The following is a 14,081-nucleotide window of genomic DNA, read 5'->3' as shown; positions in this document are numbered from 1 at the left end:
AGTGGGGGGAGCTAATGTCCGTGCCCGTGCCCATGCTCCGGCAACGTCACCCCAAACACCTTCACCAGATCCGTCACCTGCTCCGGCGACAGGTAGCGCGGGTTCATTCCGCGCAGCAGCAGATACAGCTTCGCCGTCTCCTCCAGCTCTTCCGTAGCAAACACCGCGGCTTCCAGCGTGTCGCCTGCAACGACCGGGCCGTGATTGGCGAGCAGCACGGACGAATATTTTCCCGCCAGTCCCTTGATCGCATCCGCAACCGCGGGATCGCCCGGGCGATAATAGGGCACGAGCGCGGTGGCGCCGCATTTCATCAGATAGTAGGCGGTCATCGGCGGCAGCGCGGCGCGCGGGTCGATCTCGGGCAGCATCGAGAGCGCGACCGAATGCGTGGAATGCAGGTGCACGATCGCACGCGCACTGCCGCGAGTGTCGTAGAGCGCAGTATGCAGCGGCACTTCCTTGGTCGGGGCGTCGCCCGACACCAGCCGGCCCTGGCTATCCAGCAGCGACAGCTTCGCCGGATCGAGGAAGCCGAGCGAGGCATTGGTCGGCGTCACCAGCCAGCCGCCGCCGTCCAGCCGGACACTGATGTTGCCTGATGAGCCCGGCGTCAGCCCGCGTTCGAACAGGGACCGGCCGAACCGGCAGATATCCTCGCGCAGCCGTGTCTCGTCGCTCGCGTCTGTTCTCATGGCCGTCATGCCCGCTTGTCTCACGCTTTGGCAGCGCGGCCAAGCCGTGATATCGGTTCGAGAAGCCGCCGCAAAGGGCGGCCATCCGGAAACGTTTCGCAAGGGTCAGTTGCATGTCGGCCTCCACGTCACAAAAGCAGCGTATCGCCGTCGTCGGGCTCGGCTCGATGGGGTTTGGCATGGCGACGTCGCTGAAGCGCGCCGGCCACGCCGTGACCGGCTGCGACGTCTCGGCCGATGCCGTGGCGCGCTTCATGAAGGATGGCGGCGCTGGGGCCAAGACACCGGCCGAAGCGGCCAAGGACGCCGACATCGTCGTCAGCGTCGTGGTCAACGCCGCCCAGACCGAGGCCATCCTGTTCGGCAAGGACGGCGCCGCCGAGACCATGCCGAAGGACGCCGTCTTCGTATCCTCGGCCACCATGGATCCCGACGTGGCGCGGCGCCTGGCCAAGCAGCTCGAGGCAACCGGCCGGCATTATCTGGATGCGCCGATCTCCGGCGGGGCGCAGCGCGCCGCGCAGGGCGAACTGACGATCCTGGCCTCCGGCAGTCCCTCCGCTTTTGCAAAGGCGCGGCCCGCACTCGATGCGATGGCGGCAAAGCTCTACGAGCTCGGCGATGCCGCCGGCCAGGGTGCTGCGTTCAAGATGATCAATCAATTGCTCGCCGGCGTGCACATCGCCGCCGCATCGGAAGCAATGGCGTTCGCGGCCAAGCAGGGCCTCGACATCCGCAAGGTCTATGAGGTGATCACGGCTTCGGCCGGCAATTCCTGGATGTTCGAGAACCGCATGCCGCATGTGCTCGACGGCGATTACACGCCGCGCAGCGCGGTCGAGATCTTCGTCAAGGACCTCGGCATCATCCAGGACATGGCGCGCACGGCCCGGTTCCCGGTGCCGGTCTCCGCCGCCGCGCTCCAGATGTTCCTGATGACGTCGGCCGCCGGCATGGGCCGCGACGACGATGCGTCGGTGGCGCGCATGTATGCGCAGGTCACCGGCGTGAAGCTGCCCGGCGACAAATAAACAAGAGGAACCTCAATGCCCCGTTTTGCCGCCAATCTCTCGATGATGTTCACCGAGGTGCCGTTCCTCGACCGCTTCGATGCCGCGGCGCAAGCCGGCTTCACCGCGGTCGAGTTCCTGTTTCCCTACGAGCATCCGGCGGAGGCTGTCGGCGAGCGGCTCAAGCGCAACGGCCTGACCCAGGCTTTGTTCAACCTGCCGCCGGGCGACTGGAATGCCGGCGAGAAGGGCTTTGCTGCGCTCCCGTCGCGGTTCAACGATCTCAAGGCGAGCCTGGACACGGCGCTGCCCTATGCCAAGGCAACGGGCGTCAAGCGCCTGCACCTGATGGCCGGCATCGCCAACCGCGGCGAGCGCGCCGCGATCGAGGCCTTCTACAAGTCGGTGGCATGGGCCGCGGAGTTCTTCGCGCCTCACGGCATCGATGTCGTGATCGAGCCGATCAATGCGCGCAACGTGCCCGGCTATTTCCTCAACGATTTCGGCTTCGCCCGCGATCTGGTCCAGGAGCTGAGGTTGGCGAACCTCAAGCTCCAGTTCGACATCTATCACTGCCAGATCATCCATGGCGACGTCACCATGCGGCTGCGCGAGATGATGCCGATCATCGGCCACATCCAGATCGCCAGCGTCCCCTCGCGCAACGAGCCCGATGGTGAAGAGCTGAACTATCCGTTCCTGTTCGAAGAGCTCGACCGGCTCGGTTATACCGGGTTCGTCGGCTGCGAATACAATCCGCGCGGCAAGACCACCGATGGGCTCGGCTGGTTCAAGCCCTATGCCGGAGTGAAGCCGTGACCCTTGCATTGGGCTGCATCGCCGACGACTACACCGGCGCTTCCGATCTCGCCAACACGCTGACGCGCGCAGGGCTACGCACCGTGCAGACGATCGGCATTCCGGCCGATGATCTGGCGCTGCCGGAGGTCGATGCCGTCGTGGTGTCGCTGAAGAGCCGCTCGATCGAGGCGGGCCTTGCAGTCTCGCGCTCGCGTGCGGCGGACAAATGGCTGCGCGGCCGCGGCGCGGGTCACGTGCTGTTCAAGATCTGCTCGACGTTCGATTCCACCGATGCAGGCAATATCGGTCCGGTGATGGACGCGCTGCGCGCCGACGGCGGCGAAGGCGCCGTTCTGGTGACGCCGGCGTTTCCGGAGACCGGCCGCACCGTTTACCAGGGCAATCTCTTCGTCGGGTCCGTGCCGCTCAACGAGAGCCCGCTGAAAGACCACCCGCTCAATCCAATGCACGACTCCAACCTGGTGCGTGTGCTGGCGCGTCAGAGCAGGACGCAGATCGGCCTCGTCGATCTCGCCACCGTCACCCGCGGCGCGGATGCGATCCGGGCGCGGCTGGGCGAGCTCGCCGCCAAGGGCGTCGGTGCCGCCATCGTCGACGCCGTCTTCGACCGCGACCTCGAGACCATCGGCCTCGTCGCCAGCGGACATCGGTTGTCGGTCGGCGCGTCGGGCATGGGCCTCGGGCTCGCGCGCGCGCTGGTGTCGACCGGCAAGGTGACATCGGCGTCGGCGAGCAGCGAGACCGGGGCTTTGGTCGGCGGGCCGGCCGCATGCCTTGCCGGAAGCTGCTCGCAGGCCACCCTTCAGCAGATCGCCAATGCCGAACGCATCATGCCGGTGCTTCATCTCGATCCGGACCGTATCATTACGGGGTCGGACGAAGCGCAGCGCGCGCTTGACTGGGCGAGACCGCGACTTGCCAACGGTCCCGTGCTGATTGCATCGAGCTCCACACCCGATCAGGTCGCCGCGCTGCAGGCGCGCCACGGCCGCGACGCCGCCGGCCATGCGATCGAGCAGGCCATGGCCGATATTGCAGAAAGCCTCGTCAAATCAGGCGTGCGGCGACTGGTGGTTGCCGGCGGCGAGACGTCCGGCGCCGTTGTCGATCGGTTGAAGATTCCCGGATTTCTCGTAGGAGTAGAAATTGCCGCGGGCGTTCCGGTGCTGCGCGCGGTCGGCGCCGAAGGCGACATGCTGCTCGCTCTGAAGTCCGGAAATTTTGGCGGAGCGGAGTTTTTCTCTGACGCGCTGAGGCTCATGCGCTGAGCGCAGGACATTTTTAGCTGCCTGTTCATTTCTTTCGGATTCCGTAGTCGCACGGAGTCGCAGTTGCCATCCGCCCAGGCGCTCTGGTGTCGGATGTCGGCGCTGCTCCCTTTTGGTTGAGTCTTTAGAGCTTCCGACGCGCGCCGGCGCCAGCACAATGGGACCCGATATGTTTGCCAACATTTCCATCCGCGCCAAGATCATCAGCGTCGTGGCGTTCCTGCTGCTCGCAATGACCGGCATGGGCCTGCTCGCCGTCATGAAGATGCGGACGATGAACGCCAACACCGTCGACATCACCACGAACTGGATGCCGAGCATCAGGGTGATCGGAGACCTGCGCGCCGCGGTCATCACCTATCGGAACGTGGTGCGCCAGCACATGCTGGCCGAAGCTCTGGACGACAAGCTCGCGGTGGAGAAGACCGCTGCCACCGTGACCGAAATGCTCGCCAAGACGCGCAGCAAGTACGAGCCCATGATCGCCTCCCCGGAGGAGCGGACGCTCTACAGCCAGTGGTCCAAGCTCTGGGACGAGTACAAGAAGGGCACCGAAGAGGTGATGGCCTTGTCGCGCAAGGAGGCCGGCAAGTTCCCGCGCGAGGCACAGGAGCTCAACTCCAAGACGGTCAACAAGATCGGGCTCCAGGCGGATGAGGTCCTGAACAAGGACATCGAGCTCAACACCAAGGGCGGCGAACAGGCGGCGCACGATGCCGCCGACAGCTACGCTTTCGCGTTGATGCTGGTTTTGGTCATCTTCGGCATCGCCGTCGTGATCGGCTGCGGCCTCAGCTTCTATCTCGTCCGAGACGTTTCCAGCGGCATCAACTCGATCATCGATCCGATGCAGGCGCTGGGCAAGGGCGACCTTTCGGCCGAAGTCCCTCATCGCGGCAAGAAGACGGAGGTCGGCGCCATGGCCGACGTGCTCCAGGTCTTCAAGGAGGCGCTGATCGCCAAGAAGGCCGCGGACGAGGCCGCGGCCGCGGATGCCGAAGCCAAGATCGAGCGCGGCCGCCGCGTCGACGACCTCACTCGCGAATTCGAAACGATGATCGGGGAGATCGTTCAGACCGTGTCGTCGGCCTCGACCCAATTGGAGGCCTCCGCCTCGACGCTGACCGCGACGGCCGACCGCTCGCAGCGGCTCGCGACCACGGTTGCCGGAGCTTCGGAGGAAGCCTCCACCAACGTGCAATCGGTGGCTTCGGCCACCGAGGAGATGGCCTCTTCGGTCGGCGAGATCAGCCGCCAGGTGCAGGAATCGGCGCGGATGGCGGGCGATGCCGTCGGCCAGGCCCGTGCCACGACCGAGCGTGTCAGCGAGCTGTCCAAGGCCGCCGCGCGCATCGGCGACGTCGTGGAATTGATCAACACCATCGCCGGCCAGACCAACCTTCTGGCGCTGAACGCCACCATCGAGGCGGCACGCGCCGGCGAAGCCGGCCGCGGCTTCGCGGTCGTCGCTTCCGAGGTGAAGGCGCTCGCCGAGCAGACCGCGAAGGCGACCGGGGAGATCGGCCAGCAGATCTCCGGCATCCAGGCGGCGACCAACGACTCGGTCGGCGCTATCAAGGAGATCTCCTCGACCATCGAACGTCTGTCGGAGATTTCGTCGGCCATCGCTGCCGCGGTGGAAGAGCAGGGCGCCGCGACGCAGGAGATCGCCCGCAACGTGCAGCAGGCCGCACAGGGCACGCAGCAGGTGTCGTCCAACATCACAGACGTGCAGCGCGGCGCCACCGAGACCGGCACGGCGTCGTCACAGGTGCTGTCGGCGGCGCAGATGCTGTCCAACGATTCCGGCCGGCTGAAGAACGAGGTCAGCAAGTTCCTCACCAACGTCCGCGCCGCCTGACAGAAGCGAACTCCGCAGGAGGAGTTGCGTCGGCTTCCATCGCGGCCGACGCATTAGCTTGGAAGCTCATGTCGGCCCCAAGACTCGCATTCAGCTGGAACTGCCAGTTTTCGATAACTCCAGTAGAATTGCGGGACGTTGCCCCGCATGTCCTCAGTAGGAATGCGGAGGACGGATAATTCTTTCCTAGGAGGTCGACCCTACAAAGGTAGGGGAACTGGTGCACAACTCACGAGAGCCGCGCGCTCGATGAGGATTCGGTGCGTGGGCAGCCTCAAGGAAAACCTATGTCTCTGATCAATAATCTACGCATTTCCATCAAGGTATCGGCGGTGTTTGTCGCGATCTGTCTCGTCGTCGCCGGCAGCACCGGGGCGATCTACAATTCGCTGAGCGTGATGAACTCGACGGCGAAGATGACGGTGCACACGTATCAGGTGATGGAGCAGCTTTCCGAGCTCGTCAGCGCCATGGTCAATCAGGAAACCGGCGTGCGCGGCTATCTCGTGTCGGGCGATACCGCCTTCCTCGCTCCCTATGAGGCCGGGCAGAAGCAGTTTCAGCAGGCGGCGGCCAAGGTCGGCAGCCTGACCTCGGACAACGCCACGCAACAGAAACGGCTCGAGCAAGTCAAGGCGCTCGCCAACGACTGGGCCACCAACGTCGCGCAGCGCGAAATCGCCTTGATGAAGGATCCGGCAACTCAGGCGAAGGCGCGTGAACTCGAGGCATCGGGCGCCGGCAAGAAGGCGATGGATGGCCTGCGTACCGTGGTGCAGGAAATGGACAAGGAAGAGCGGTCCTTGTTGTCGGTGAGGGCAGTGGCTTCCGACGCCGCGTCGGCCAGCGCCAACATGGCCATGCTGATCGGCGGCTTCGTCACCCTGCTGCTGTCGCTTGTGGGTGCCTTCGGCGTCGCGATCGCGGTGACCCGCCCGATCCAGCGCATCACCACGGAGATGGGGATTCTTGCGCAGGGTGACACATCGGTGGTCGTATCGGGCACCGAACGCAAGGACGAGATCGGCGAGATGGCCCAGGCCGTCCAGGTGTTCAAGACCAATGCGATCGAGGTCGAGCGGCTCAAGGCGGAACAGGTCGAAGCTGAGCGGCGGAGTGCGGAGCAACGCAAGCAAGACATGATCAGGCTCGCGGACGATTTCGAAGGCGCTGTCGGCCAGATCATCGGAACGGTCTCCTCCGCCTCCACGCAGCTCGAGGCGTCGGCCACGACCCTCACCGGTACGGCCGAACGCTCGCAACAATTGGCTACCACGGTCGCTGCCGCTTCGGAGGAAGCCTCGACCAACGTGCAATCGGTGGCTTCGGCGACCGAGGAGATGGCCTCGTCGGTCGGCGAGATCAGCCGCCAGGTGCAGGAATCGGCGCGGATGGCGGGCGATGCGGTCGGCCAGGCCCGTGCCACGACCGAGCGTGTCAGCGAATTGTCCAAGGCCGCCGCGCGCATCGGCGACGTCGTGGAGCTGATCAACACCATCGCCGGCCAGACCAACCTTCTGGCGCTGAACGCCACCATCGAGGCGGCACGCGCCGGTGAAGCCGGCCGCGGCTTCGCGGTCGTTGCGTCCGAGGTGAAGGCGCTCGCCGAACAGACCGCGAAGGCGACCGGGGAGATCGGCCAGCAGATCTCCGGCATCCAGGCGGCGACCAACGACTCGGTCGGCGCCATCAAGGAGATCTCCTCGACCATCGAGCGTTTGTCGGAGATTTCGTCGGCGATCGCCGCTGCGGTGGAAGAGCAGGGCGCCGCGACGCAGGAGATCGCCCGCAACGTGCAGCAGGCCGCGCAAGGCACGCAGCAGGTGTCGTCGAACATCACCGACGTCCAGCGCGGCGCCTCCGAGACCGGCACGGCCTCCTCGCAGGTGCTGTCGGCGGCCCAGATGCTGTCCAACGACTCGACCCGCCTGAAGAACGAGGTCGGCAAGTTCCTGACCACCGTCCGCGCGGCCTGACCCTTCGCCCGATGAAGACACGAGCGGCGCCGCAAGGCGCCGCTCGTCTCGTTTTGCGGTGCATCGCAGCCTGTGAGAGCTCCCGTAATGCTACGGGCGGTCCGTTTCACAGATAGTTAAATCGCATTTACGACAATCGACGGGCGGACGGGCTCAGATTGGAGACGGTCCCGATTGGAATAATCGATACTGCATTCCATCTTCTGGGGGCTTTGATGCGCAAGAACTTTCCGGTGACTGCTGTCGAATATCCGGTCAGCGACGAGACACTGATCGTCTCCCGTACCGACCTCAAGGGCAAGCTCACCTACTTCAATGAGGATTTCATTGCGGCTGCCGGCTTTGCGTCGGCGGAACTCATGGGCCAGCCGCACAACATCGTCCGCCATCCCGACATGCCGCCGGAGGCGTTCGACAATCTCTGGGACACGCTGAAGGCCGGCAAGCCTTGGCTCGGCGCGGTGAAGAACCGCCGCAAGAACGGCGACTTCTACTGGGTGCTGGCGACGGCGTCGCCGATCCGCGAGAACGGCGAGGTCAAGGGCTACACCTCGATCCGCACCAAACTGCCTTCCGACCAGCGCAAGCTCGCCGAAGAAGTCTATGCCGCCATCCGTGAGAAGAAGCCGCACGGCTATCGCATCGACGCCGGCATCATCCGCCGCCGCTCCTGGCTCGACCGCTTCAGCATCTTCACCGGCACGCTGAAGGCACGCCTGGTCACGACGATGGTGCTCCAGCTGCTGTTCATGCTCGCGCTCGGCATCGGCGGCGCGCTCTCCACCGGCGGTTCGACCAGCCTGCTGCTGTCTGCGCTTGCCGTCGTAGGCGCCGCCATCGTCTGCTTCGCCGGCTTTGCGACCATGCGTGCGATCCAGGAGCCGATGCGGCAGCTGAACGACACTCTTGTCAACATCGTGCAGGACAAGCTCGACAACCGTATCGTGATCGAGCGCGACGACGAGATCGGCGAGGCGCTGCGTAACCTCCAGACCGTGCAAACCCTGGTCCGCTTCAGCCGCGACGAGGTGCAGGCCGTGCAGCGCCGGGCCGAGGCGCAGCGCAAGGCCGACATGACCAAACTCGCCGACGGTTTCGAGGCCGCGATCGGCGAGATCGTCGAGACCGTGTCGTCGGCCGCGACCGAGCTCGAGGCTTCGGCCTCGACCCTGTCCTCGACCGCCGGCCGGGCGCAGGAACTGGCGACTGCGGTGGCAACCGGCTCGGAGGCGGCCTCCAGCAACGTTCATTCGGTGGCATCGGCGGCCGAGGAGATGTCGTCCTCGGTCCGTGAGATCGGCCGCCAGGTGCAGGATTCCAGCAGGATCGCGAGCGAGGCGGTCAGCCAGGCGCACGCCACCACCGAGCGCGTCAGCGAATTGTCGCGGGCCGCGTCGCGGATCGGCGACGTCGTCGAGCTCATCAATGCCATTGCCGGCCAGACCAACCTGCTGGCGCTCAATGCCACCATCGAGGCGGCGCGGGCGGGCGAGGCCGGCCGCGGCTTCGCAGTCGTGGCTTCCGAGGTCAAGGCGCTTGCCGAGCAGACCGCCAAGGCAACCGGTGAGATCGGCCAGCAGGTCGGCGGCATCCAGGCCGCGACGCAGGATTCGGTCAGCGCGATCGGCGAGATCAGCGGCACCATCGCGCGTTTGTCGGAGATCGCTTCGGCTATCGCGGCAGCAGTGGAGCAGCAGGGCGCGGCGACCCAGGAGATCGCCCGCAACGTGCAGCAGGCGGCCCAAGGCACCCAGCAGGTCTCGTCCAATGTCGGCCACGTCCAGCGCGGCGCTTCCGAAACCGGCTCGGCGTCCTCGGAAGTGCTGTCGGCAGCGCAGATGCTGTCCCGCGACTCCAACCGCCTCAAGCTCGAAGTCGGCAAGTTCCTGAACTCGGTCCGTGCCGCCTGAGGAATGTGGCGGCATGGCTGCGATGTCGGTTTCGCAGTGCGGTAGCAGGGAAGTGAATGCGGGATAGCGGCCGGGGGTTAGCCTTTCCGGCGGTGCTCAGGTAAAGGAGATAGGGGGTCGCCGTGGGGGCGGATCCCATACCCTCGCTTGACCTGGAATTGCCTGGCGCATGATTGCTCTGGTCCGTATTGCCCTGAGCCGGCCCTATACATTCGTCGTACTGGCGCTGCTGCTGCTGATCATCGGACCGCTCGCGGCGCTGCGAACACCGACCGACATCTTCCCGGATATCCGTATTCCCGTCATCGGTGTGGTCTGGCAGTACACCGGCTTGCCGCCGGACCAGATGTCCGGCCGCATCACCACCCCGTTCCAGCGCGCGCTGACGACCACGGTCAACGACATCGAGCACATCGTCGCCAACTCCTACACCGGCTTTGGCATCATCAAGATCTTCTTCCAGCCCAACGTCGACATCCGCACCGCCAATGCCCAGGTCACCGCGATCTCGCAGACCCTGCTCAGGCAGATGCCGCCGGGTGCGACACCCCCTTTGATCCTGAACTACTCGGCGTCCACCGTGCCGATCCTTCAGGTGGCCCTGTCGGGCGACGGGCTCACCGAGCAGAACCTCGCCGACATCGGCATCAACCAGCTTCGTACGCCGCTGGTCACCGTGCCCGGCGCGGCGATCCCGTACCCGTTCGGCGGCAAGCAGCGCCAGGTCCAGATCGACCTCAATCCGACCGCGCTCCAGGCCCGCGGCCTCTCCGGCCAGGACGTCGCCAATGCGCTCGCGGCACAGAACTTGATCACGCCCGTTGGCACTCAGAAGATCGGACAGTTCGAGTACAGCATCCAGCTCAACAATTCGCCGCTCCGAATCGAGGAACTCGGCAACCTGCCGATCAGGACCGTCAACGGCGCCATGGTCTATGTGCGCGATGTCGCGACCGTACGTGACGGCAATCCGCCGCAGACCAATATCGTCCATGTCGACGGCAACCGCTCCGTGCTGATGATGGTGCTGAAGGCCGGCGCCACCTCGACGCTCGATATCATCGCTGGGATCAAGCAGAAGGTGATCGAGGTCAAGGACCAGATGCCGGAGGCGCTGAAGATCAACTTCATCGGTGATCAGTCCGTGTTCGTCCGCGGTGCGATCCAGGGCGTTGCGGTCGAGGGCGTGATCGCGGCGCTGCTTACCAGCGTCATGATCCTGCTGTTTCTCGGCAGCTGGCGCTCGACCGTCATCATCGCCGTCTCGATCCCGCTGTCGGTGCTTGGCGCCATCATCATGCTGTCGGCAATCGGCGAGACGCTGAACATCATGACGCTCGGAGGCCTCGCGCTCGCCGTCGGCATCCTGGTCGACGACGCCACGGTCACGATCGAGAACATCAACTACCATCTGGAGCAGGGCAAGCCGGTCGAGCAGTCCATCCTCGACGGCGCCAACCAGATCGTGACGCCCGCCTTCGTGTCGCTGCTCTGCATCTGCATCGTGTTCGTGCCGATGTTCTTCCTTTCAGGCGTCGCGCGCTTCCTGTTCGTGCCGATGGCGGAAGCCGTGATGTTCGCGATGATCTGGTCGTTCATCCTGTCGCGCACGCTGGTGCCGACCATGGCGAATTATCTGCTCAAGGCGCATGTCCATCACGAGGGCGGGCCACCGAAATCGCGCAATCCCTTGGTCTGGTTCCAGCGCGGATTCGAGGCGCGGTTCGAGCGCATCCGGGGTGGATATCACGGCCTGCTTGGCCTCGCGCTGGCACACCGGGCGGTGTTCGTCATCGGTTTCATCTGCATCGTCGGGGCGTCCTTCGCGCTGGTGCCGTTCCTCGGCCGCAACTTCTTTCCAGCCGTCGATGCCGGCAACATCCTGATGCATGTCCGCACCCAGGTCGGCACCCGGATCGAGGAGACCGCGAACCAGCTTGCCGATATCCAGAAAGCCGTGCGCAAGCTGATCCCGGGCGAGATCGAAACCATGACCGATAACATCGGCATGCCGATCTCCGGCATCAACCTGACCTACAACAACACCGGCGTGATCGGCCCGCAGGACGGCGACATTCAGATCAAGCTGAGGGAGGGCCACAGGCCGACGGAAGAGCACGTAAAGGTGCTGCGCGAGCAGTTGCCGCGGCTGTTTCCCGGCGTGAGCTTCGCGTTCCTGCCGGCCGACATCGTCAGCCAGATCCTGAATTTCGGCGCGCCGGCGCCGATCGACCTGCAGATCCGCGGTGCCAATGTCAGCGCCAACTTCGCCTATGCCAACAGCCTGCTGGCTAAGGTCCGCAAGATTCCCGGCGTTGCCGATGCGCGGATCCAGCAGTCGCCGAACAATCCGACGTTCAACATCGATGTCGACCGCACCCGCGCCCAATATGTCGGCCTGACCGCGCGCGACGTCACCAACAGCCTCGTGGTCAATCTCGCCGGCTCCTCGCAGGTGGCGCCGACCTATTACCTCAATCCCGATAACGGCGTGTCGTACTCGATCGTGATGCAGACGCCGCAATACCGGATCGATTCGCTCAGTGCGCTCGAGACCCTGCCGATCACCGCGGCCGGCAATGCGCAGTCGCCGATCCTCGGCGGCATCGCCGACATCAAGCGCTCGGCGTCGAGCGCGGTCGTTTCGCAATACGACATCCAGTCGATGGTTCAGATCTTTGCCACGACCTCGGGCCGCGATCTCGGCGCGGTCGCCGCCGACATCCGCCAAGTGATTGCCGATACCGCGAAGGACGTGCCGAAGGGCTCGTCCGTGGTGCTGCTCGGCCAGGTGGAGACGATGAACAGCGCCTTCACCGGCCTGCTGTTCGGCCTGCTCGGGGCCGTCGTGCTGATCTACTTTTTGATCGTCGTGAACTTCCAGTCCTGGTCCGATCCATTCGTGATCATCACCGCGTTGCCAGCCGCGCTCGCAGGCATCGTCTGGATGCTGTTCATGACCGAGACCACGCTGTCGGTGCCGGCGCTGACCGGCGCCATCATGTGCATGGGCGTGGCCACCGCCAACAGCGTGCTCGTGATCTCCTTTGCCCGCGAGCGCTACGAGGAACTCGGCGATCCCGTCGCCGCTGCGCTCGAAGCCGGCTTCGTCCGGTTCCGCCCCGTCCTGATGACCGCTCTCGCCATGATCATCGGCATGGCGCCGATGGCGCTGGGGTTGGGTGAGGGCGGCGAGCAGAATGCGCCGCTCGGCCGTGCCGTGATCGGCGGCCTGATCTTTGCAACCTTCGCCACGCTGATGTTTGTTCCCGTGGTGTTCAGCATGGTCCACAAGAAACAAGGCGCCAAGCCCGCCGCCTCATCGGAGTCCCCGCATGTCGCCCACTGAACCCCGCTCCCCGGTGTCGCGCCGGAAACTGGGCATCTTCGGCGTGGTGGCGCTGATTGCGGCAGGCCTCGTCGTCGGCACCGGCATCCGCGCCCGCGAGGAGCAGGGCTCGAAGCTGAAGGAATGGACTGACGAACAGGCCGTTCCCAGCGTGGCCGTGGCGCTGCCCAATGCCAAGGACCTCAGCGTCACCATCGATCTGCCGGGCCGGCTGGAAGCTTACTCCCGCGCCCCTATCTTCGCGCGGGTGTCGGGCTATTTGAAGAGCTGGAGCGCCGACATCGGCGCGCGCGTCAAGGCCGGCCAGGTGATTGCCGAGATCGAGGCGCCCGACCTCGATCAGCAGCTGCTGCAGGCCCGCGCCGACCTCGCCAGCCAACAGGCCAGCGCCAGGCTGTCGGAGGCTACTCTCAACCGCCGCAAGACACTGGTCGCCTCCAACTTCGTCTCCGCGCAGGAGATCGACGAGCGCACCGCCGACCTCTCCAACAAGAACGCCGCCGTCAATTCGGGCAAGGCCAATGTCGAGCGGCTCGAAGCGCTGGCCGGCTACAAGAAGATCACCGCGCCTTTCGACGGCGTCGTCACCGCGCGCGACACCGACGTCGGCGCGCTCATCAATGCCGGCGGCGGCTCCGGCCCGGCGATGTTCGTGATCTCGGACATCAGCAAGCTGCGCGTCTACGTCAACGTGCCGCAGAACTACGTGCCGGCGATCAAGATCGGGGCCAAGGCGATCATCACGCTGCCTGAATATCCCAACCGGACGTTCCAGGCGACGGTGGAGGCGTCCTCGCAGGCCGTCGACGTCGCCTCCGGCACCACACGCATGCAGCTCGGGCTCGACAATTCCAGAGGCGAGTTGATGCCCGGGGGCTATGCCAGCGTGAAGCTCAGCCTCCAGCGTGACTCAGCGCCGCTGAGCATCCCCGCCAGCGCCTTGATCTTCAACGGCAGCGGCCTGCGAGTGGCGACGGTCGGTGCGGATGACAAGGTGCTGTTCAAGAGCGTGACGATCGCCCGCGACCTCGGCCGCGAAATCGAGCTCGCCTCGGGGATTGCAGCGGATGACCGCGTCATCACCGCGCCGCCGGATGGGCTTTCGGATGGCGATGCGGTCCGCGTCGTCGGCGCCAAGGGCAAGCCGGCGACCGCGTCGGAGAAGCAGGCACCGAAGAGCTGAGTGTTCT

The 14,081-nt window shown here is 65.2% G+C and carries 9 protein-coding genes; 8 read left to right on the top strand and 1 reads right to left on the bottom strand.

The features are described 5' to 3' along the window. Positions 1 to 11: 11 nt before the first annotated feature. A complete protein-coding gene (gene otnC / locus AC3WLX_RS08220) occupies positions 12 to 704 on the bottom strand; it encodes a 3-oxo-tetronate 4-phosphate decarboxylase (RefSeq protein WP_492335442.1) in 693 nt (230 codons plus the stop codon). 104 nt (positions 705 to 808) lie between these two features. On the opposite strand from otnC, the gene ltnD reads away from it, so the two are divergent. The 8 genes from ltnD (at position 809) to AC3WLX_RS08180 (ending at position 14,074) form a co-directional block, all read left to right on the top strand. Beyond that, on the top strand, positions 809 to 1,726 hold the full coding sequence (ltnD, locus tag AC3WLX_RS08215) for an L-threonate dehydrogenase (RefSeq protein ID WP_492335441.1): 918 nt from the start codon (positions 809 to 811) through the stop codon (positions 1,724 to 1,726). Between the two features lie 15 nt (positions 1,727 to 1,741). Beyond that, positions 1,742 to 2,524: a 2-oxo-tetronate isomerase gene (otnI, locus tag AC3WLX_RS08210; protein WP_291628638.1), complete on the top strand. Its 783-nt coding sequence runs from the start codon at positions 1,742 to 1,744 to the stop codon at positions 2,522 to 2,524. Beyond that, a complete protein-coding gene (gene otnK / locus AC3WLX_RS08205; protein ID WP_492335440.1) occupies positions 2,521 to 3,795 on the top strand; it encodes a 3-oxo-tetronate kinase in 1,275 nt (424 codons plus the stop codon). The genes otnI and otnK overlap by 4 nt, the downstream gene beginning before the upstream one ends. A gap of 169 nt (positions 3,796 to 3,964) precedes the next feature. Beyond that, complete coding sequence (locus tag AC3WLX_RS08200) at positions 3,965 to 5,656, top strand: methyl-accepting chemotaxis protein (protein WP_492335439.1); 1,692 nt, start codon at positions 3,965 to 3,967, stop codon at positions 5,654 to 5,656. Positions 5,657 to 5,943: 287 nt separating this feature from the next. Next, positions 5,944 to 7,632 carry a methyl-accepting chemotaxis protein gene (locus tag AC3WLX_RS08195; RefSeq protein WP_492335438.1) on the top strand — a complete coding sequence of 563 codons (1,689 nt, stop codon included), beginning with the start codon at positions 5,944 to 5,946 and terminating at the stop codon, positions 7,630 to 7,632. A gap of 215 nt (positions 7,633 to 7,847) precedes the next feature. Then, positions 7,848 to 9,542, top strand: coding sequence for a methyl-accepting chemotaxis protein (locus AC3WLX_RS08190; protein WP_492335437.1), 1,695 nt, complete (start codon positions 7,848 to 7,850; stop codon positions 9,540 to 9,542). A 169-nt stretch (positions 9,543 to 9,711) separates the two neighbouring features. Further along, positions 9,712 to 12,891, top strand: a complete 3,180-nt coding sequence (locus tag AC3WLX_RS08185) for an efflux RND transporter permease subunit (RefSeq protein WP_492335436.1) — start codon at positions 9,712 to 9,714, stop codon at positions 12,889 to 12,891. Then, positions 12,878 to 14,074 carry an efflux RND transporter periplasmic adaptor subunit gene (locus tag AC3WLX_RS08180; RefSeq protein WP_492335435.1) on the top strand — a complete coding sequence of 399 codons (1,197 nt, stop codon included), beginning with the start codon at positions 12,878 to 12,880 and terminating at the stop codon, positions 14,072 to 14,074. Before AC3WLX_RS08185 ends, AC3WLX_RS08180 begins: the two co-directional genes overlap by 14 nt. The last annotated feature ends 7 nt before the right edge of the window (positions 14,075 to 14,081 follow it).

It is taken from the genome of Bradyrhizobium sp. FW305-F6 (assembly GCF_058782905.1).
This window is presented reverse-complemented; position numbering and strand designations above follow the sequence as displayed.